We start from the raw sequence: 21288 nt of genomic DNA on the forward strand, positions 1-21288 counted from the left end.
CTGTTTGGTGATGATGGCGGAGGGGACCCACGCGTTCCCATCTCGAACACGACCGTTAAGCCCTCCAGCGTCGATGGTACTTGAACCGCAGGGTTCTGGGAGAGTAGAACGTTGCCAAGCACAAATAAAACCTTACAAGGAGAAATCCTCGTAAGGTTTTTTGTTTATTTAAGAGAACCTTGAGCTGCAGCGCACCAATGCTGCGATTTCAGCCAAGTGCCAATAAGGCGAGGAATCTTTGTCATTTTTACAAAGTTGAGGACAGATTCATAAAATGTAGCTGAATTTAGTTTACAATAAAGCGTAGTTTCTTTCCGTGTAATCTTGTGTGTACATAGACGAGCAGGGTTGGTTGTAGAGATAGGAGTGAGATGTTTGGCGAATGCATACGTACAGATTGGTTTAGCGATGTTTCGGACGGGGATCTTGGGGTATGGTGGCGGGCCTTCGATCGTGCCGTTAATTCGGTATGAGGCGGTTACGCGTTTTCAGTGGATGAAAGATGAGGAGTTCATGGAGGTGCTGGCGATCGCTAACACTTTACCTGGGCCTATCGCGACGAAGCTGGCGGGGTATCTGGGATATCGGCTTAAAGGAGCAGGTGGCGCGGCGGTTGGTGTGCTGGCGCATATTGTACCAACTTGCGTGGCGATGGTGGGCTTGTATTCATTCATTCATTTCTTTAGCACTTCACAAGTGATTAAAGGCATGATAGCGGCTGTAGTTCCGATTGTAGCGGTCATGTTGGGCGTGATGGCGTACGAGTTTGGCGAAAAGGCGATCAAAGGCCTAGGATGGGCGGCAGGCATTACTTTTTTTGTGATTTCTTTCTTGTTGCTGCAAACTTTTTCTGTGCATCCGGCTATAGTCATTTTCCTTTTCCTATTCTATGGCGCGTTCCATCATAAAGTAAAGGACAAGTGGAACAAAGGCAAGAAGTCGCTTGGCAAAGGTGAGGGCGTATGATGGATTGGTGGAATTTATTGGTTAGTTTTTTTCTGGCTAATGTGTTCGGTTACGGGGGGGGGCCTTCGTCGATCCCACTGATGTATCAAGAGATCGTTCCGCATCATGCTTGGATGACGAGCAGTGAGTTCTCCAATATGTTAGCTTTAGGCAATGCGCTGCCTGGCCCTATCGCCACGAAGATCGCCGCATATGTCGGGTTCCAGATTGGCGGATGGGTCGGAGTTGTGATAGCCGTTGGAGCGACGGTTGTTCCCTCGATAATAGCACTTATAATCCTGCTGAATATTCTGCAAAAATATAAGAAGTCTCCAGCCATTAAAGGCATGACTTTGCTCGTTCAACCCGTTATCGCGATTATGATGGTGCTCGTTACATGGAGCAGCCTTGTGGAGTCGACGAAATCGATCGGGTACTTGCAGTTTTTTGGCATAGCTGCGGTGGCCTTTTATCTCATACAAAAACGGAAGATCCATCCTGCTTTTGTGATCGTTGCGGGTTTTGTATATGGTGGAGTATTTCTTTCATAAAATATCTGAGGGACTGTCCTACAAGTAGCGAAACTACTTGTGGGCAGTCCTTTTTTGCAGCATGAGCGAAACGAGCGACTACATTTTCCGAAAACCTGCAAAAAGGCATCTTTTTGTTATTGAAATAACCTAATGGATATGAATTCCTGCATTTCTGCATGCTTTTGAAGATTTTTCTTAATTCTTGGATGAAAAGTATGAAAATGCCTGCATAATCGCAGGCATTTTCACTTTTCAGGCGATTTCGTTGAAAATGCCTGCACTTTTGCAGGCTTTCAGTGCCGCAGCCGAGCTCCAGGTCTGGTCCCATGGATTCGATCTAGTACCATTTCAATTGTGAATTTTGCTATTTTGCCACGCCATCTATGGAAGGATAATTACCAATCACGGCTTACGGCACATGAACTTTGGGAGCAAGCACAAAGGAACACACATTTTTCGTGTAATCACCAAAAGTGATGTGATGTTAATTGACGTATGATTCACCTAACCGTATAGTGAAAAAAATAGGAACATACGAAGCTCCAAAGAAGTATAGAATCGTTTGCAGCAACAGCATAGCCCTGGGGAGGGAGATGCTGTTTTGAGTATATAAGGGTCTTTTTAGGACGGAGAAGGAGGGCTCATATGCAGACAACAACGGGGTATTCCGTTGAAATGGTTCAGATCGTCAAACAGTTTGGATCTGTAACGGCGAACGATCATGTTGATTTTCGGGCAAAAGCAGGAGAGATTCATGCATTGCTTGGGGAGAATGGCGCTGGCAAAAGTACGATGATGTGCATGCTCTCAGGGGTATATCGGCCTACAAGCGGAGAGATTCGCATTCACGGTGAGAAGGTGCGTATTCGTTCGCCGAAGGATGCGATGAAGCATGGTGTCGGCATGGTGTTTCAAAATTTCCGACTCGTCCAGACCTTAACGGCGACGGAAAATATTGTACTTGGAGAGAGCTCCTCGTTCTGGCGGGGGCCGGGCTGGCTCACGAAGAAATCCGAGGAGATTGAAGCGATCTCGAAGCATTTTGGGCTGCCGTTCCCCGTAGATCGGCCGATTTGGCAGCTATCCGTGGGCGAGCAGCAGCGCGTAGAAATTGTGAAGACGCTGTACCGCGGGGCGGATTTGATTATTTTGGATGAGCCAACCTCGGTGTTAACGCCAGGTGAGGTTGAGCCATTATTCGAAACCTTGGACAGGATGAAAAAAGAAGGCAAGACCGTCATTATGACGACGCACAAATTAAAGGAGGTCATGTTCGCTTCGGATCGGATTTCGGTCATGCGCAAAGGAAAGATGATTGCAACGATGGCGAAAACGGAGACGAGTGAACGGGGGCTAGCGCAACTCATGGTCGGCCAAGAGAACTTCAAAAGCCGCACGGCAGTCAGAGAGAAGATACATGGCAGCCCCATGCTTGTAGTGAAGGGGTTGGACGTGTATGCGGAGCACGGACGTAAGGTGCTGGATCGGCTTGATTTTCATGTGAGCGAGGGAGAGATTGTTGGTGTAGCCGGCGTTTCTGGTAATGGGCAAAAGGAGCTGGCCGAGGTGCTTACGGGGCTGCGCACTTGGAAGCAAGGCAATGTCCGTTTCGACGGACATGAATTGCGCAACGGGTCCGTACGCGCCGCCATCGAGCTGGGGATTGCCCATGTGCCGGAGAATCGGATGAAGAGTGGTCTCGCAGGAAGCCTTGGCACCGTTGATAACTTACTGTTCAAAACCTATCGTTCCAAGGAGCGATCACGCTATGGTCTGCTTCGCACGGGGAGTAATCGCACTTGGTCGCAGAATCTGGTTAAGCGTTATGATGTGAGGACATCAGGGATGGATGCACCCGTTCAGTTTATGTCAGGGGGCAATCAGCAGAAGCTGCTTCTAGCCAGAGAGATTGACCAAGATCCTAAGCTCATGATAGCCGTTCACCCATCGCAAGGTCTTGATGTCGGGGCAACCGCAGGTGTCCATGATGTGCTGGAGGATTTGCGCAGGAAGGGACGATCTGTTCTGCTGATTTCGGAGGATCTGGATGAGGTGCTGCAGCTGGCGGACCGGATCATCGTGTTGTATAACGGGCGTATTGTGGGCAATATTCCACGTGAGGGCGCGAATCGCGCGTCTATTGGCCTATTAATGGCGGGATCTGAGGAGGATGCAGGGTGAGCGAACAACAAGCGGCAGGCACACTTCCCATTGAAAATAAAGGAGTTAAACGAGAAGCGAGCTTCCGTTTACCCTATCGGTTCGAGATTGATCCGGCCGGTCGCGACAGCCCATGGTGGGTAACGCTTGTATCCATCGGATTGGCGCTTATCGCCTGTGGTATATTTATATCCCTTAATGGCATGAATCCAATTGAGGTCTATAGCAAAATGCTGAAAGGGGCATTCGGCTCCTCCTTTGGTCTTACCGAGACGTTGGTGAAGGCGATTCCGCTTCTTTTATGCGGTTTGGGGGTTTCAATCGCTTATCGGATTTCGGTGTGGAACATCGGAGCGGAGGGGCAGTTTCTCGCCGGGGCTATGGCGGCTACAGCGATTACGGTCTATTTTCCACATCTGCCGATGTATGTATCCATTCCAGCTATGGTGGCAGCAAGTATAGTTGCCGGAGGCTTCTGGGGATTGCTGACAGCCATTCCGAGGAACTATTTTCAAGTAAATGAGCTTATTACCTCTCTTATGCTAAATTATGTGGCGATGCTGGCCCTTAATTATGCTGTGTTTGGCCCATGGAAAGATCCCAAAGGCTTCAACTTCCCAGGATCGCCGATGTTCACTGCAGCACAGACGTTACCCACTTGGGGGACTTCGAGACTCCATCTGGGCATTATTTTTGCAGTCGTTGCCCTGCTGATTTATGCTTTTATGATTCGATATACGCGGTGGGGATATGAACTTCGTTTGATAGGAGCCAATGCGGAAGCAGCGCGGAATGCGGGCATTCGTATTTCCAGACACGTCATTGTCGTTATGATGATTAGCGGGGGCTTGGCAGGTCTGGCTGGAATGGGGGAAGTGTCGGGAGTGGCGCATCGGCTTATGTACGGGATTTCTCCGGGATATGGCTATACAGCGATTATCGTGGCTTGGCTGGCAAAGCTGAATCCACTAGGGCTGGTTGTGTCGTCAGTGCTCTTCGGGGGGTTAATCGTAGGCGGGTACAGTGTGCAAACGATTGGACTTCCGTCCTCTACCTCCTCCATGATTCAAGGGGCTATCCTGTTCTTCCTGATTGCCGGCAATATGGCAGGGAAATTCCGTGTTCGCAGCAACCGCTGAGGAAGCTTGAGTCACAATGATGCTGAATGGGGGGTGAGAAGCAATGGAGATGCTAACGCAAATACTGATATCCGCGATTTCTTCCGGTACTCCGCTGCTGCTTGCGGTATTGGGCGGGATTCTGATTGAAAGATCCGGGATCACACAGTTAGGCGCTGAAGGCTTGATGCTGATGGGGGCTGTGATTGCTTGTTTAGTTTATATTCATACTGGAAGCCTAGCGTTGACCTTGCTCTGTGTATTAGCCGTGAGCGGTGTGCTGGGATTGCTTCATGGCTTTCTATGTGTAACCCTGCATGCCAATCAGGTCGTTTGCGGTCTAGCGATGACGATATTCGGTGCAGGACTGAGTGCCTATCTAGGAAAACCTGTGAGCGGGCAACCGCTGGTTGGAGCCGTTCCGAAGCTGGACTTGCCTTGGCTGGAAAATGTCCCGTTTCTCGGGAAGATTTTTGCGCATTTGGATCTATTCACATGGTTTAGCTTCGTGCTAGTCCTAGTGATGCATGTGTTTATCCACCGAACCTCATGGGGCCTTCATCTAAGAGCAGTGGGTGACAATCCCGCAACGGCAGATGTGATGGGAATTTCGGTCGTTGCTGTTCGCTACGCTTGTCTAGTTATCGGTTCGATGCTGATCGGGATTGGCGGGGCGGATCTGTTGCTCGTCTACACACCGACATGGAATGAAGGCATGACCTCGGGACGTGGCTGGATCGCGGTAGCACTCATCATTTTTGCTCGATGGAACCCGATTCGCGCGTTAGCGTGCGCTTATTTTTTCGGAGTGCTCGACACTCTCGGTTTCCGTGTGCAATTGATCGGCAGTCATATTCCTTCTTATTTCTTGAAAATGATACCGTACATTGTCACCATTCTGGTCCTGATGTTCCTTGGCTGGCGCAATCGCAATAAGCCATCAGGTGCGCCGGAAGCGCTTGGTGTCCCGTATATTCGGGAGCAAAGATTTTAATAGACCCATTGCCTAACCTATAGGAGGAATTGGAAATGAGTGATCATGAATTGTAGTCCTAAAAGGGCAAGCAGGTATTGTATACTGTTTGGCCTTTTTTGTGTTTGCCTTATTGTAATCATTCGATTGACGTTGATAATGATAATTGTTATCATTGTAAAAGTTGTTAGTCCAGCTTTGCACACTTATTTTCATAAATCCGATTGTTAGAGGGGAAGATTGTTGTGGAACAGAAAAAAGGCAAAAAGTTTGCAGGAATACTAGTCAGTTTAATAAGTATGACTTTAATCATATCAGCATGCGGAAGCAATAAGGCGGGAGATACCGCCTCCCAGACGCCTACTTCTCCAACAGCCAGCTCGCCAGCGGCTTCGGCTGCTGCTGTCAAAGCAGCAAAGACGATGACCGACGGACTCGGCAATAAGGTGACAATTCCAGCGAACCCGCAGCGCATCATCGGTTCTTATCTCGAAGATCATTTGATCACGCTCGGCATCAAGCCTGTCGCACAATGGGCTGTAGCCAGCGGCACTCAGGAGTACTTGAAGGACAGTTTGAACGGCATCCCGACGCTGCCATCCGAACTTCCGTTTGAAGCGGTTACGGGTTTCAATCCAGATCTTCTGATTATCGGAGGAACGAGTGCAGTATCCGGTGAAAAGTATGCGCAGTATTCCAAAATCGCCCCAACCTTTGTACTGGGGGATGAGATCAACAATAACTGGCGTCAGGCGCTGCTAAAGATTGGCGAGGTTTTTGATAAATCGAAGGAAGCTCAGCAGGCTCTGAATGTGTACGATGCGAAAGCCAAAGAAGCCAAAGAGAAGCTGGTGAAGGCGAATGGCTCACAGTCGGCTGCTGCTTTGTGGGTAACGGCGAAGGGTGTTTACGTTGTAAGTGAAAGCTTATCGAGCGGAGTGGTGTTGTATCAGGACATTGGCTTCAAGGTCCCGAATGTGGTTAAACAAATTTCCAGTACAGGCACGGCCAACTGGCGAGCCATCTCCATGGAGGCTTTATCTCAATTGGATGCCGATCATATTTTCTTGATTCGCGGCAAGGGTGAAGGAGAGCAGTTGCTGAACGATCCAGTGTGGAAAAGCATTCCTGCCGTGAAGAGTGGACATGTCTACGAATTCGACAAGTCTCATAGCTGGCTGTACAGCGGAGCGATTGCTAATAGCAAAATCATTGATGATATTTTAAAAAGTGTTTTGAAATAAGGCAAAAGCCGCTGGGAAGGTTCCATATTCCCGGCGGCTTTTTGTTATTTTACAAAAAAAGTTACTCATGTTATGAAAGTTTACAAACTTCTTTCATATAAATTGACCCATAAGGAAGACGCACTTACAATGAAACAAATCTTGATCAAGAATGGCTGGAGCTAACTTAGATAAAGAGGTGAAGATGTCATGAAATTAAAGCTGCATCAAGTGAACGCGATGAATCAGGAAGATTTCACCCATGCCTTCGGACCTCTTTTCGAGCATTCCCCATGGGTTGCAGAGCGTGCTTGGAGTTCGCAGCCTTTTGCAACGGAACAGGATCTGATCAGTGCGTTCGAACGTGAGGTTTGGCGAGCGAATCCCGATGAGCAATTAGCGCTTCTCCGGGCGCATCCAGATCTGGGAACGCGAGTGAAGATGACGGACCATTCCGTCCAGGAGCAGTCCGGTGCCGGTCTAGACCAGCTATCAGCGGAAGAATATGAGTTGTTTCTTAAGTATAACAAGCAGTATACGGAGGCTTTCCGGTTTCCTTTTATCATGGCGGTCAAGGGACAGACCAAAGATGCCATTCGCGAAGCGATACGGGTGAGGATACAGCGTGATGTGAGGGAAGAAATGGGCAAGGCCTTGCAAGAGGTTTGTAAAATTGGGCAGTTTCGCCTGGAAGCCATATGGATGAGGGAAGCGGAGGAGAAGACGATGAAACAAACGACCGGTTCAGAGAGAATCATGTATTACGGCAAAGGTGACGTGTGGGTATATCGGTCTTATGCCAAGCCGCTGACTCATTTAACAGTCATACCGGAATCAGGCTTCACGGGTAGAGATAACGTATTGTTCGGGTTGAATATCAAGGTAGCTGTCAGCGGTGAGAAGTTCTTCACTTCGTTTACGGAAGGCGATAATACGATGGTCGTAGCGACAGACTCAATGAAGAACTTCATTCTGCGCAAGGCCGGGGAATATGAAGGTGCTACAGCGGAGGGTTTTCTGGCGTATGCCGGGCGTAAGCTTCTTGAGACATACCCGCAGATGACAGGTGTGAAAATGACAGCAGATCAAGTGTCTTTCGATGTACTGTCAGTGCCAGGGGTGGAAGGCTTAGTCAATAGCGAGCTTGTCTACCGTTACTCCCAGAATGAACACCCTACAGCACTGGTTGAAATAATTCGGACCGAGGAAGGCATTGTCATCGCTGAGCATTCGGGCGGTATAGCGGACCTCAAGCTGATTAAGGTAAAAGGCAGTTCTTTCGCGGGCTTCGTCCGAGATGAGTATACAACGCTGCCGGAGTCCTATGATCGTCCGCTGTTTATTTTCCTGGATATGTCGTGGAGTTATGAAGAGGTGGAGGATGCCTTGGATTCTGATCTCGGCCAATATGTGGCCGCTGAGCAAATTCGGGATATTGCGCATACCGTATTCCATGAACAGCATTCCCCCTCTATCCAAAACCTCATTTATCGGATCGGACAACGTTCGCTAATTCGCTTTCCGCAATTGAAAGAAATTCGCTTCGAGTCGAATAATCGTACATGGGAAACGATCTTGGAGCAAGCTTCCGCAGGCGAGGGCAAGGTGTTTACGGAACCTAGACCGCCATATGGCTTCCAAGGGTTTTCGATGACAAAGCGCGATCTGGAGGGGCTATGAGCAAAGGAATAACAACGCATGTTTTGGATATTAGCAGCGGTAGACCGGCTAGTGAAGTGTACATTGCGTTATTCCGCCTTCAAGACGGAAAGTCAGAGAAGATAAGCTCGGGCGTAACGAATAGTGATGGCCGCCTTGAGGGACCGATGTTAAGCGGGGAAGATTTCCAGCCCGGGATTTATGAACTTGTTTTTCATGTTGGAGATTATTTTAGAGGTGTAGGCATCTCGCTTGCGGAGCCTGCCTTCTTGGATGAAGTGCCGGTCCGATTCGGAATATCGTCCGCTGATATGCATTATCATGTGCCGTTGTTAGTCGCTCCCTGGGGGTACAACACCTATCGGGGGAGCTAAGGTTAGGCTAGAAATGGCTCCGAGGGAGGGTTTGGCATGGAAGATCTATTTGATCTCGTGATTCGCAAGGGTACCGTAGTCTTGATCGATGATGTAAGCCAGCTGGATATCGGTATTCGAAACGGTAAAATTGCTGCGCTGGGTGAAAACCTCGTGTACTCGGAGCAAACGCCTGTATATGACGCGGACCATCTGCTGATTGTGCCTGGCGTCGTTGATGCTCATGTCCATTTCAATGAGCCTGCGCTAGGACATTGGGAGGGATTTGCTACTGGTTCCGCTTCGCTTGCGGCGGGAGGCTGTACGACGTATATCGACATGCCGCTCAACGGTGTGCCTCCAACCGTGCGATTAGGAGCGTTGGAGCGAAAACTAGAAGCTGCTGAAGGCAGCTCTACGGTGGATTACGCGCTATGGGGTGGACTTGTTCCCGGCAATGTCGGGAATTTGCAGGAGTTAGCGGAAGCCGGCGTGATTGGCTTCAAAGCGTTCATGTCTTGTCCCGGTGGAGAAGGGGAAGACATTTTTGCTGAAGTGGACGACCTGACCCTCTTGGAAGGAATGAAAGAAATCGCTCGCTTAGGGTTAGTGCTTGCCCTGCATGCAGAAAGCGAGGAGATCGTATCCAAGCTGGCTGCCCAAGCGCAGCTGGAGGGCAAACGCGAGCCGCTCGATTTCGTTGCGACTAGGCCGATAGCCGCCGAGCAGGAAGCGGTTAGCCGAGCGCTTTATTATGCGGAACAAACCGGCTGCAAGCTGCATTTCGTGCACATTAGCAGCGCGGAAGCTGTGCAGGTGATCGAGGAAGCGAAGGCCCAAGGGCTGGATGTTACGGTGGAAACGTGTCCGCATTATTTGGTTCTGACGAGCGCTGATCTAGATCGCCTTGGTCCAGTAGCCAAGTGTGCGCCGCCGCTTCGCACAGCCGAGGATCAAGATCGGCTATGGGAAGCGGTGATTGGCGGAAAGCTGGATATGCTCGCCTCGGATCATTCACCATGCCCGAGTTCAATGAAGCAAGGGGATTTTTTCGAGGCGTGGGGAGGGATATCCAGCGCGCAAAGCTCGCTCGAGCTGATGCTTGACGAAGGTCATCTCCGCAGGGATGTGCCGCTGCCGCTGCTCGCCAGAATGTTGTCAACCGAGCCGGCCAAACGCTTTGGGCTGTATCCACGCAAGGGTGAAATTGCCCTGGGAGCGGATGCGGATTTGGCTCTTGTGGATATGAAGCTAAGCTATTCACTTCAAGCCAGTGATCTGTTATACCGGCATAAGCATAGTCCTTATGTGGGCAAAACCTTTGGTTGCCGTGTGACGGCGACTTTTTTACGGGGCACCCAAGTGTATGGGCTGCATGAAGGTGTGGTGGGGGAGACGGAGGGAGCCTGGCTGCGCCACGCTGCTGCGGGAGGTGAGTCGCGTGGCTGAAAGGTTAACGAACTCACACGAGGTCTTGTCCCGATATTCCCAGCACATGCTGGAAGTGCTGGATTGGCTCGCTACCTACGGTGCTGCACCGGATGGTGGCGTGACTCGGCTGTTGTACACGGAGCCATGGCTGCAAGCGCAGCAGGCTCTTAAGGAAAAGATGCAGGAGTTGGGGCTCGAAGCCAGATTCGATGCGGTGGGCAATGTTTATGGCAAATTACAAGGATGCCATTATACGCTGAGGCCTGTGCTGACAGGTTCTCATGTCGACACCGTGAAAAACGGCGGCAAATACGATGGCGCCTACGGTGTCGTTGCCTCCATGATGGCGCTCGGGTATTTGAAGGCGGTATATGGGTCGCCCAAACGGAGCCTGGAAGTTGTTTCATTTTGTGAAGAAGAAGGAAGTCGGTTCCCGCTCGCTTATTGGGGGTCCGGACATGTAACTGGGGTAAGGTCTTTGGTTGGCAGTATTGACGTTGCCGATCCCGAGGGTATCACCTTATCTGAAGCGATGCGTGAAGCGGGATTTCAAACGGCTAACGTAGGAGAGCATCCCGCCAAACGCGAGGATATCGGAGCTTACATCGAAATTCATATTGAACAAGGCTCTGTCCTTGGTTATAAAAAGAAGCAGGTTGGCATAGTAACAGCCATTGTCGGGCAAATTCGGTTAACCGTTGTTGTTAAAGGCAATTCGAATCATGCCGGTACGACACCGATGACCATGCGGAAGGATGCGCTTGCAGGCGCTTCTGAAATGGTCGTTGTCACAGAGCAAATGGCGCTGGAAGAAGGGGAGCCGCTCGTAGCGACTGTTGGCAGGCTCCATGTGAAACGAGGAACCTCCAACGTTGTGCCAGGCGAAGTTGAGTTTACGCTGGATATTCGACATACTGATGAGTTGAAAATGGACCTGTTTTGTACAAAATTGCTAACAAAGCTCAATGAAATCGCGAGACGAAGAGAGCTTACTATAGAAACGGTGGAAAATTTGCATGCTACGCCCGTGGCGATGGACGAAGGCATATCGGCAGAAATTGAAGCTGCCTGTACCGCTTATGGATATCAGAGCATGAAGCTGCCAAGCGGGGCAGGACATGATGCGCAATTATTCGGGCCTCTCTGTCCGTCGGCAATGATTTTCGTGCCAAGTCGCGGTGGCATAAGCCACAGTCCTGATGAGTTCACGGAACCGGAGGAGCTGGTGGTTGGCTTTCAAACGCTGGTTCATGTGTTATACCAATATGGCTATGGGGGTAAAGCTGATGAAATCTTATAAAGACTTATCGCCCTCGCTGCGAACGATTATGACCCCAGGCCCTGTTGAGGTCGATCCGCGTGTTCTGCGCGCGATGTCCTACCCCATTCTTGGTCAGTTTGATCCGGAGTTCACAGAGCTGATGAATGAGACGATGGAAATGCTGAGGGATGTTTTTCAAACGAAGAATCAATGGGCTTTCCCGATAGATGGCACCTCTCGGTCAGGGATTGAAGCAGTGCTTGTCAGTGTGATTGAGCCAGGGGACAAGGTGCTTGTTCCGATCTACGGGCGCTTCGGCAGCTTGCTTGTCGAGATCGCTGAACGCTGTGGCGCTGAAGTGGTCATGCTGGAGAGGGAGTGGGGCACCGTCTTCGAGCCAGAGGAAATCATTGCTGCCATACACCGTGAGAAGCCGAGTATAGTTGCGATTGTGCACGGCGAAACCTCTACAGGCTGCATCCAACCGTTTGATGGGATTGGGGCGGCCTGTCGGGAAGTTGATGCGCTGCTGGTCGTAGATGCTGTTGCCACGATTGGCGGTGTCTCAGTGCAGACGGATGACTGGCAGTTGGATGCCGTGATTGGCGGAACGCAGAAATGTTTATCCGTTCCTTCCGGTATGTCCCCCATTACCTATAACGAGCGAGTCGAAGCCAAGGTGTTGAAACGTAAAAGGATTGAACGCGGGCTGCGTGAAAAAGGCTCAGCTGTTGCTGACGGCAAGCCTGTTGCGAGCAATTATTTCGACCTCGGCCAGCTGCAGGACTATTGGAGTCCGAAACGGCTCAATCATCATACGGAGTCGACTTCGATGCTGTATGCTTTGCGCGAAGGCTTGCGTCTGGTACTGCAAGAGGGCTTAGTGCAGCGCTTTGATCGTCACAAGCATCATGAAGCTGCCTTAGTTGCAGGCTTGGAGGCGATGGGTCTAACGTTATACGGCAATCCGGATTGCAAGCTGCCGGTCGTTACCTGCATCCGTATTCCGAATGGCATTGATGGAGAATCCGTCCGCGCTATGCTGCTCAACAGCTTTGGGATCGAAATCGCAAGCTCCTTCGGGCCGTTGAAAGGCCAAATCTGGCGTATAGGCACCATGGGCTTTAGCTGTAATCAGAAAAACGTGCTGCATGTACTGGGTGCATTGGAAGCAGTTCTCCTATGGCACGACGCAGCCATTTCAAGCGGGAAAGCCTTGCAAGCCGCCTTAACCGTATATGCCCGCAAAGAGGAGGAACGTCCATGTTAAACATCATGCCACGTGCAGAGCGAGCGATGATTGCCACACCTCATTATTTGGCAAGCAGTGTAGGCAGTGCAATTCTACAGCAGGGCGGCAATGCCTTTGATGCCGCTATTGCCATAAGCGCGACGCTTGGCGTTGTTTACCCGCATATGACGGGGCTGGGCGGAGATGCTTTCTTCCTCATGCACGATGCGGCTGCAGGCGCAAATATTGGATTCAATGGAAGCGGGAAGTCAGCTGCGCTGGCGACACCTGATTTTTATAAAGCGAAAGGACTACAGTCCATTCCCCAAAGAGGCATTCTCAGTGCGATCACGGTGCCAGGCATGGTTGATACGTGGTGGCAGGTATGGGAAAAGTACGGAAGACTGCCATGGGAGAAGCTGCTGGAGCCAGCGATCGCATATGCGGACAAAGGATTCCCGATTTCGCGTAATCTGCTCTATTGGATGCGCAAGGATGAATCATTCATTCGTGCATCTGAGCCGTTAAGCAGCCTATTTATAGCGGATGGCGTGCTTTTGAAGGAAGGGGACCGACTTATTCAGAAGGAACTGGCCCAGACGCTGCGCCAGATTCAGCGAGAAGGCAGAGATGCTTTTTACAAAGGGACTATCATGCAATCTGTCGTGAAAAGTATTCAGCAAGACGGCGGACTGCTGCAAGAAGAAGATTTTCAACAGTATACCGGAGAGTGGGTTGAGCTGCTTACGACCACCTATCGCGGGTACGAAATCTATCAAATGCCGCCGAACTCACAAGGATTCACAGCATTGATGATGATGAATATGCTGGAAAATATAGAGATTAGCCAGATTCCTAGAGCGTCAGCAAACTTTTATCATGTGGTGTCGGAAGTCATTAAAAAATCGTTCAAAGACCGCGATCTGTACTTAACAGATCCGCACTTCCGGGAAATCCCGCTGGATCGTTTGCTTTCAAAGACGTACGCCAAAGAGTTGTGGAACGACATTCAAGCTGAACCGCTTAAGGTGAGCGAACACTTGTCACCAGCCATTGGACAGGATACGGCGTATGCAGCAGTGGTGGATGAGGAAGGAAATTCCGTTTCCTTTATTCAAAGTTTGTATTTTGATTTCGGGGCCGCTTATGTACCAGGAGAGACAGGGATTATTATGCAAAATCGGGGATCCTTCTTCTCGCTGGATATGGCTTGCGCGAATGCCTTGGAGCCTGGCAAAAGGTCCTTTCATACCTTAATGCCTGCGATGGTCAGCAAAGACGGAAAACCTTATATGCTGTACGGAACTCAAGGGGGAGAAGGCCAGCCGCAGACGCAGTTGTCTATTCTGACCGGAGTTCTGGATTATGGCTTATCTATTCAGGAGGCGATTGCGCTTCCCCGCTGGGTATATGGCCGTACGTGGGGAGAAGATGGTGATGCGCTGAAGATTGAGCATCGGCTGGACGGCGATGTCTATACGCGATTGAAAAAGTGGGGGCATCGTGTCGAACCGGTGAATCCGTGGGATGGTATTATGGGGCAAGCGCAGGGGATTGTCATAGATGAAAAAGGTTTTATGAGCGGGGCGGCTGATCCGCGAGGCGACGGCTTAGCGATCGGTTGGTAAACCGGAATTCCATATAGCGAGGAGCGCTGAGTGATGGAGGCCTATGATATTCTGCAAGCAGTGGAGAGTAATTGTCAGGCGCGTGTATTGGCAACGGTTATTCATGTGGAAGGTCATGCTTATCGCAAACAAGGGGCCATTATGCTGCTTATGGCAGATGGGAGCATGGTCGGAAGTATTTCGCCCGGCTGCTTGGAAGCCGATCTCTTCGCCTACGTGCCTGCCGTATGGGAATCTCAAAAATCGCAAATGGTGGAATATGACATGAGGCCAGCTGACGATTTCGGCTGGGGCGAAACAATCGGCTGCGGTGGGTTAATTCGCATTCTGCTCGAGCCTGTCAGCGGGGAAATGCTGGTTAGCTTATTGGCGGTCAAAGCTTTCTTGGAACGCGGGGAAGCTGTGCAGCTGGTACGGGAAATAACAGACGGGTATTCAGGGATTGCGTATTCTCTTCATGGGTATGAGCAAGTTCAGCAGCCATATCCTACTGCAACGTATCTGTTGGAAGATCATGTTTCCGATCGGCAATCGTCGCTATCTTCGCATGTCAGCTTATTTAAACCAAAGCCGCGAGTTATTGTGTTTGGGGCGAATGCAGATGCTATGCCCCTTGTGCAGATGGCGGTGAGCAGCGGATTTCGCGTCGTAGTCGCGGATTGGCGGGAAGCGTATTGCACCGAAGCCCGGTTCCCTGGAGCGGAGATCGAAGTTGCTTTTCCGGAGCAGTTGATCATGCAGCTGAAGCTGAACGCACAGGACTATATCGTCGTGATGAGCCACCAGTTCGAGAAAGATGCTCTCTTTGTCAAAGAGGCCATGAAGTTCAGCTTGCGTTACCTCGGAATTATGGGATCGCGTGAACGCACAGAGAAGCTGCTTGGCGGTATAGAGCGTCCTGAATGGCTGCGTTACCCGGTAGGCCTGCCTATCGGCTCGGAAGGACCCGTTGAGAATGCGGTCAGCATTGTGGCTGAGCTGATTAGCATTAGGCGTGGCGTTGATAAAGCCTCCTCTATTGAGCGAGTAGAGCGAGACAGCCGGAGCCGCCTGTGGTGAACGACGCGAGAAAGATCGTTGGGGTGTATTTGGCAGCAGGCAGCAGCAGGCGGATGGGGACTGCAAAGCAGTCGCTGGAGATGGCAAAAGGCATACAGCTTGGCAGCATTGCTTTGCTGCATGCGCTGCAATCACAGCTGCACAGCGTAGTAGTGGTTGTTCGTAAGGATGACCAGCTGGAATGGTTATCTGAAGAAGTTCTTGCCTATGTGGAATCGGGACGATGCCGGTTCGCAGTTTGTGCTGAAGCCGAGTTGGGTATGGCCCACTCGCTGAAATCCGGTATTCAAGCTGCCGGACAATCGAATGTAGAGGGTATCATGGTCATGCTGGCAGACCAGCCCTTCATCGAAGGAGAGATGCTGACTCGGCTTATAGATACCTTCCGCAGCGAGGTAGAATATGATTTTGTCGCCAGCGGGGATAAAGGGGTACCCAAGCCTCCCGTTATTCTGGGACGTGGAATGTGGCCTGCTGCTGTCTCCTTGGAAGGGGACGCAGGGGCCAGATCCTTGTTTCAGTTGCCACTATATCGTGGGCAAATCGTTGAAGAGGAAGATAGCTTGAGATTCATGGACATCGATACGGAAGAACGATATCATGAGGCGAGAGAAATCTATAGTCACAAAATCGTGGTAGATTAAATAACATAAAATAGGGGTTGAGTGCATTATTACTAATAATGCGCTATTTTTTTATACAAACACACAAAATAATGTTAAGTTAGTTGACGTTATTTTCTTGGATTGTTTATAGTAGATCTAATTTATAAGTCGATGGCTTGCGGAAGAGGATCCATGTGATTGGATTGGCGCGGTTTTACTTGGGAAACGGATTTCTGAGTTTGGAGGATCGGGGATACTGAGCGTGATGCTCGGGAGGGTGTGGAGATTTTGGGATTTTGGGAGTAGCTGAGGGGAGAGTAGGGGATTCGGGAGTAATGCTTGAGAGCGTCTTAGGTGGCGGTTAGGGAGTTTGAGAGTAATATGTGGTTTGCCTGAGGTGCAGGTTAAAGGATTTCGAGAATAACTTTTGGGCTGCCTGAGGGGAGATTTGGGGAGTTCGAGAGTAGTGCTTGGGAGCGACTGAGGTGATGGTTAGGGAATTTCGAGAGTAATGGCAGGATGTTCTTGAGGTGACGGGTAAAGGATTTTTGAGTAATGTTTGGGCTGCCTGAGGGGAAGATTTGGGGAGTTCGAGAGTAATGCTTGGGAGCGGCTGAGGTGGAGGTTAGGAATTTTGAGAGTAATGCTAGGGCTTGCCTAAGGTGAAGGTTGGGGGATTTCAAGAGTAATGTTTGAGGAGCGCTGGGTATTAGGGATTCTGAGAGTAACACTGTGGAGTAATTTGGATGAGTGATTAGGGGATGCCGAGTGAAATGCTTGTGGAGTTACCTTTATGAGCTCAGGGATATGGATGTGATGCTTGTGAGTTCCACAATAGGATGTCGAAAGGGAAGTACGGTACGCTATTTGCTCCAATAATGCCTGTTTCTATGCTCAGAGGGAACTAGGGTACGCTATTTCGGTGGTTTGCCCTATTTGAAGCACATATTTGAACAAATAGCGTATCGTAGTTCCGCCAATGTGGTTATTAGACCACTTTTGTCACAAATAAGGGATTGTAGTTCCCTTTCGAGGTTGTTTGGTGGGAGGTTGTCGTAAGTTTAGGCTTGAAAAGGTGAGACCGTAACCGTGAACCGTGAACCGTGAACCGTAAACCGTAAACCGTGAACCAAAACCGTAATCGAAACCGAGACCGAGACCGAAACCGAGACCGAAACCAAAACCAAAACCCGCAAAACCATAGACAGAAATTTCTTAATCACTCTCCACTTAGGTGAGCTGAATGAGTAAACAAATAAGTTGCAAGCAAGCTGTGCTTAGCAGCTACGGCCAATAACTAATAACCAATGATCCGCAAAAAGCGAAGGAGGTGTGTTCATGTCAGTTCCCTTGCATCAGCTGCCAGAGCAGCAGCCTTTGGTATGGCAGCCAACGAGCGTGGAGGAGGCTATACATCTTAAGCATCAATGGGGAGATGACGCGGTGCTGGTCTCAGGCGGTACTTGGCTCCGTACGCGTTGGGAAAATGGCGTTTCACCGCTCCCGCAGCATTTGATTAGCCTTGGACGCATTCCAGCTCTTTCTGGCTTAGCGATTGATGCCGGAGGGCTCATTCATATAGGGCCATCGCTTCATTTGGCTGATTTAATGGATAACGAGTTAATGAGAGCGAGATGTCGGCTTTTGGTGCAGGCTTGTGCTGAGATTGCAGCCCCTTCTGTGCGGAACTTAGCCTCTATTGGCGGAAATGTCGTGACGCGCACAGGTGATTTGATTCCGGCACTGCTCGTGCTGGATGCCTTGGTTATATGTTCGGATGGTCATAACGAGCGAAGAGTTTCTCTACAGGAGTGGCTAGAGGGGCCTGTGCAGTCTTCTTTTGAAGTGATGACGGGAATCACGGTACCAACGATTGAGCACAGAGATGAAGAACATACATTTGAATTTTATTTGAAAGTAGGACGAAGAGAAACGTTCACGCCCTCTGTTGTCACAGTTGCCGGGAAGTTGAGAATAGCACCTGATCGAACCATTCAAGGCATCGCGATAGCTGCGGGTGGAGGGAGCGCTGTGCCTGCGAGATTTAATGAACTGGAGGCTATTGCAATCGGCCAGCCTTTATCTAAGCAACTGCTGCAATGCCTGCACAAAGGTATATCGGAGGGCTTTAATGCCGTAGCCGATGATTATGCAGGTGTCGCTTATCGGAAACAAACTGCAGCTAATCTCATCGTTTCCGAATGCTATAAAATTTGGCGAAAAGGGGGCGGGGAGGATGCTCCTAAATCGTGAAACGTATGCGAAAAGGTGGATTATCCGACCTGACGGCGAAGAGAAGGTAACGGGCAAGCTGCGTTATTTAACGGATTTGACAGCACCTGGCATGCTGTATGGAAAGGTCTTAAGAAGTCGCTACCCTCATGCCTGGATTCTGTCTATAGATACAAGCAAGGCCAAACAAACGCCGGGTGTGCGTGCTGTCGTGACTGCCGAGGATGTACCGGGCATGAATTTGTTCGGCATTGCTTTCCCCCATCAGCCCGTGTTCTGCCACGACCGTGTTCGTTACATTGGAGATGCTTTAGCTGCCGTAGCTGCGGATACAGAAGAAATCGCTGAGCATGCGCTTAGTTTGATTGAAGTTATGTACGAACCTTTGCCTGTGGTAGAAAATCCAGAAACAGCGTTAGATGAAGGTGTGTTGAAGCTGCATCCGGAAGGGAACCTGCTGCATCGCACAAGCCTTCAGCAGGGAGAGGCAGAAGCGGCATTTGCAGGATGTGCCTACATCGTAGAAGAGACGTACTTTACGCCTCGACAAATGCACACTTATATGGAAACAGAGGGTGGCTTGTTTATTCCGGAGGCGGATGGGAGGCTGACAGTATACTCACCAACGCAGCATGGCTACAAGGATCGGATGCAGCTGTCCCGAATTCTCGCGATGGAGGAGGAGCGTATTCGGGTAATTTCCAGCCCGATTGGTGGTTCTTTTGGTGGGAAGGATGAGCTGAATGTGCAGCCTTTTGGTGCTTTGTTGGCGTTGACGACAGGTTCGCCGGTCAAGATGCATAACTCGCGCCGTGAATCTGTTATAGCCGGGATCAAGCGTCATCCCATGCGGATCAAGATGAAAACGGGGGTTGACGAAGCGGGTTATTTGATAGCTCATCAAGTTAGTATTTTGGCGGATACAGGGGCTTATGCTACTTTGGGGCGTGAGGTTTTGAATTTTGCTACGGAGCATGCGATCGGACCCTATAATATTCAGCATGTTGATGTGCAAGGCACAAGTGTATACACCAACAACGGGGTATCTGGTGAGTTTAGGGGGTTTGGCGGCAATCAGGTGATTTTTGCTGTGGAAAGCCAAATCGAGCGGTTGGCTGAGAAGCTTGGCATGGACGCTTGGGAGCTGCGCAAGCTGAACCTGCGTGCTCCAGGTGACCCAGGCCCGATGGGGCAGCAGATTGTGCAAACGGAGGGCGCCAGCCAAGTATGGAGCAAGGTGATGGAGTCGCCGCTCTGGGCGAAGCGAGAGAAAATGATGAAGCGGTTAGCAAGTCTGCAAGAGGAGAGGGACCTAGGGCAGGATGTTAAAGGGTTGAGCGATCTTCGAGAGGTGAATGGGAGTTGGGGGGAAGGCGAAACCCAAGACCCATGGATCCGCCGGGGAATCGGCGCTGCCATGGTCATGCACGGCGCCGGGCTCGGCCTCGGCATCCCTGATCACTCCGGCGGCCGGCTCGAGCTCACGCCGGAGGGCAAGCTCCAAGCCTCCTTCGGCTTCGAGGAGTTCGGGCAAGGGCTTTACGCAGCACTGACGTTGATGCTGCAGGACAGCTTCGGCTGCGCCGCCGATGACATTAGCATCGTCATCGGGGATACGGACCGCGTGCCGAGCAGCGGGTCCAGCACGGCCTCACGCGCCACCACGATGATGTGGCGCGCCCTGCAGCGGCTGAAGCCGCCGCTTGTGCAGACGCTGCTTCAGCAGGCGTCTGCACTGGCGGGCTTCGCAGCCGCAGAGCTGGCCACCGGCGCAGGCGGGATTCATCGCAAGGGCGATGAATCGGGCTTGCCGGTGGTGACGTATGCGCAGTTGGCGAAGGCTGCCGAGGCGGCAGCTAAGCCGATTCTGGCGCATACGGAATTCGACTACCCGACGACGCCCGAAGGGCTGGTCGGGGCTCATTATTTGTACACCTACGCAGCGGTCATCGTTGAGGTGGAAGTGAACATGCTGACCGGACGAGTGAAGGTCATGCAGACCGATCATGTCATCGCTGCGGGATCTGTCATTAATCCGATGGGGTTTCTTGGACAGATCGAGGGCGGCAGCGGTATGGCCCTTGGTTTTACGCTGACCGAGGATGCCATTATGAAAGAAAGCAAGTATGTACGCCACAATTTGGATACGTACTTGGTTCCAACGGTTAAGGATAGTCCACCGATTATTCGGGTAGATGTTATAGAAGACTTACCCGAAGGGGACACCTTCGGGCCACGGGGAGTCGGAGAAATCGGCTCCGTTGGGTTGGCTCCAGCGATTACCGCAGCGGTTCGGCAAGCAACCGGCATTTGGGTGAATCGATTGCCCATATCACCAGAAGACATCGTGCAGTCCATCGATTGGTTAGAAAGGGTGGAGGCCATTGATTAATACAACTTATGTGTTGGAGTGTTCCATAAACGGCAAAGCAGTAGCGATACCCGTACCCGCAGCCAAACGGATGTCTGACATTTTGCGTGATGACCTCCTTTTAACAGGGACCAAGGTGTCATGTGAAATTGGACGCTGTGGCGCCTGTATGGTACTGCTGGATGGCAAGCCAGTGAACTCCTGTCTGCTCATGGCCTACCAAGCGGCTGGCAAGAAGATCACAACCATCGAGGGGATATCCGAAGGAGAGGGTCTACATCCAATCCAACAAGCGATGCTGGAGGAGGGAGGGTTGCAGTGCGGCTATTGCACCGCAGGGATGGTCGTTACGCTCACAGCCTTATGGGAGAAGAATCCTGCGCCGAATAGGGCAGAGGCAGAACAAGCATTGTGCGGGAATATATGCCGATGCACGGGTTATGAAGGTATTTTCAGAGCTGTAGAAAGATGTGGGTTGTCGATAAAAAGAGAGGGGTAGAAGCCAT

Annotated in this window: 17 protein-coding genes and 1 rRNA gene; all 18 read left to right on the forward strand. The window is 50.7% G+C overall.

Annotated features, from left to right (window positions below; all coding sequences use genetic code 11):
- Window positions 1-3 precede the first annotated feature (3 nt).
- The 18 genes from rrf (at window position 4) to HQN90_RS33880 (ending at window position 21281) form a co-directional block, all read left to right on the forward strand.
- Window positions 4-120 (forward strand): 5S ribosomal RNA (gene rrf, locus HQN90_RS33795).
- 255 nt (window positions 121-375) lie between these two features.
- A complete protein-coding gene (locus tag HQN90_RS33800) occupies window positions 376-966 on the forward strand; it encodes a chromate efflux transporter ChrB (protein ID WP_275942646.1) in 591 nt (196 codons plus the stop codon).
- On the forward strand, window positions 963-1496 hold the full coding sequence (locus HQN90_RS33805; protein ID WP_173227277.1) for a chromate efflux transporter ChrA: 534 nt from the start codon (window positions 963-965) through the stop codon (window positions 1494-1496). Before HQN90_RS33800 ends, HQN90_RS33805 begins: the two co-directional genes overlap by 4 nt.
- Before the next feature lie 627 nt (window positions 1497-2123).
- Window positions 2124-3659, forward strand: a complete 1536-nt coding sequence (locus tag HQN90_RS33810; RefSeq protein ID WP_173227279.1) for an ABC transporter ATP-binding protein — start codon at window positions 2124-2126, stop codon at window positions 3657-3659.
- Entirely contained in the window at window positions 3656-4777 is a 1122-nt protein-coding gene (locus HQN90_RS33815; protein ID WP_173227282.1) for an ABC transporter permease subunit, read from the forward strand. The genes HQN90_RS33810 and HQN90_RS33815 overlap by 4 nt, the downstream gene beginning before the upstream one ends.
- Window positions 4778-4820: 43 nt before the next feature.
- Window positions 4821-5750 (forward strand): ABC transporter permease, encoded by a 930-nt coding sequence (locus HQN90_RS33820; RefSeq protein WP_173227284.1) that lies wholly within the window; start codon window positions 4821-4823, stop codon window positions 5748-5750.
- Window positions 5751-5974: 224 nt separating this feature from the next.
- Complete coding sequence (locus tag HQN90_RS33825; protein WP_338042421.1) at window positions 5975-6973, forward strand: ABC transporter substrate-binding protein; 999 nt, start codon at window positions 5975-5977, stop codon at window positions 6971-6973.
- Between the two features lie 189 nt (window positions 6974-7162).
- A complete protein-coding gene (gene pucL / locus HQN90_RS33830; protein WP_173227285.1) occupies window positions 7163-8632 on the forward strand; it encodes a factor-independent urate hydroxylase in 1470 nt (489 codons plus the stop codon).
- Window positions 8629-8985: a hydroxyisourate hydrolase gene (gene uraH / locus HQN90_RS33835; RefSeq protein WP_173227287.1), complete on the forward strand. Its 357-nt coding sequence runs from the start codon at window positions 8629-8631 to the stop codon at window positions 8983-8985. Before pucL ends, uraH begins: the two co-directional genes overlap by 4 nt.
- A gap of 36 nt (window positions 8986-9021) precedes the next feature.
- Window positions 9022-10413: an allantoinase AllB gene (gene allB, locus HQN90_RS33840; protein WP_173227289.1), complete on the forward strand. Its 1392-nt coding sequence runs from the start codon at window positions 9022-9024 to the stop codon at window positions 10411-10413.
- Window positions 10406-11695 carry a Zn-dependent hydrolase gene (locus HQN90_RS33845; RefSeq protein WP_338042422.1) on the forward strand — a complete coding sequence of 430 codons (1290 nt, stop codon included), beginning with the start codon at window positions 10406-10408 and terminating at the stop codon, window positions 11693-11695. Before allB ends, HQN90_RS33845 begins: the two co-directional genes overlap by 8 nt.
- Window positions 11682-12926: a pyridoxal-phosphate-dependent aminotransferase family protein gene (locus tag HQN90_RS33850; RefSeq protein ID WP_173227291.1), complete on the forward strand. Its 1245-nt coding sequence runs from the start codon at window positions 11682-11684 to the stop codon at window positions 12924-12926. Before HQN90_RS33845 ends, HQN90_RS33850 begins: the two co-directional genes overlap by 14 nt.
- Complete coding sequence (gene ggt / locus HQN90_RS33855; protein ID WP_173227293.1) at window positions 12920-14515, forward strand: gamma-glutamyltransferase; 1596 nt, start codon at window positions 12920-12922, stop codon at window positions 14513-14515. Before HQN90_RS33850 ends, ggt begins: the two co-directional genes overlap by 7 nt.
- Before the next feature lie 33 nt (window positions 14516-14548).
- Window positions 14549-15574, forward strand: a complete 1026-nt coding sequence (locus HQN90_RS33860; RefSeq protein WP_173227295.1) for an XdhC family protein — start codon at window positions 14549-14551, stop codon at window positions 15572-15574.
- Window positions 15571-16218: an NTP transferase domain-containing protein gene (locus HQN90_RS33865; protein ID WP_173227297.1), complete on the forward strand. Its 648-nt coding sequence runs from the start codon at window positions 15571-15573 to the stop codon at window positions 16216-16218. Before HQN90_RS33860 ends, HQN90_RS33865 begins: the two co-directional genes overlap by 4 nt.
- 1299 nt (window positions 16219-17517) lie before the next feature.
- The gene (locus tag HQN90_RS33870) at window positions 17518-18432 is read left to right on the forward strand and encodes an FAD binding domain-containing protein (RefSeq protein WP_173227299.1); all 915 of its coding nucleotides are present in this window, start codon (window positions 17518-17520) and stop codon (window positions 18430-18432) included.
- Entirely contained in the window at window positions 18416-20803 is a 2388-nt protein-coding gene (gene pucD, locus HQN90_RS33875; protein ID WP_173227301.1) for a xanthine dehydrogenase subunit D, read from the forward strand. The genes HQN90_RS33870 and pucD overlap by 17 nt, the downstream gene beginning before the upstream one ends.
- The gene (locus HQN90_RS33880) at window positions 20796-21281 is read left to right on the forward strand and encodes a (2Fe-2S)-binding protein (RefSeq protein ID WP_173227303.1); all 486 of its coding nucleotides are present in this window, start codon (window positions 20796-20798) and stop codon (window positions 21279-21281) included. Before pucD ends, HQN90_RS33880 begins: the two co-directional genes overlap by 8 nt.
- Window positions 21282-21288 lie beyond the last annotated feature (7 nt).

Source organism: Paenibacillus alba (genome assembly GCF_013204855.1).
Lineage (GTDB): Bacteria > Bacillota > Bacilli > Paenibacillales > NBRC-103111 > Paenibacillus_E > Paenibacillus_E alba.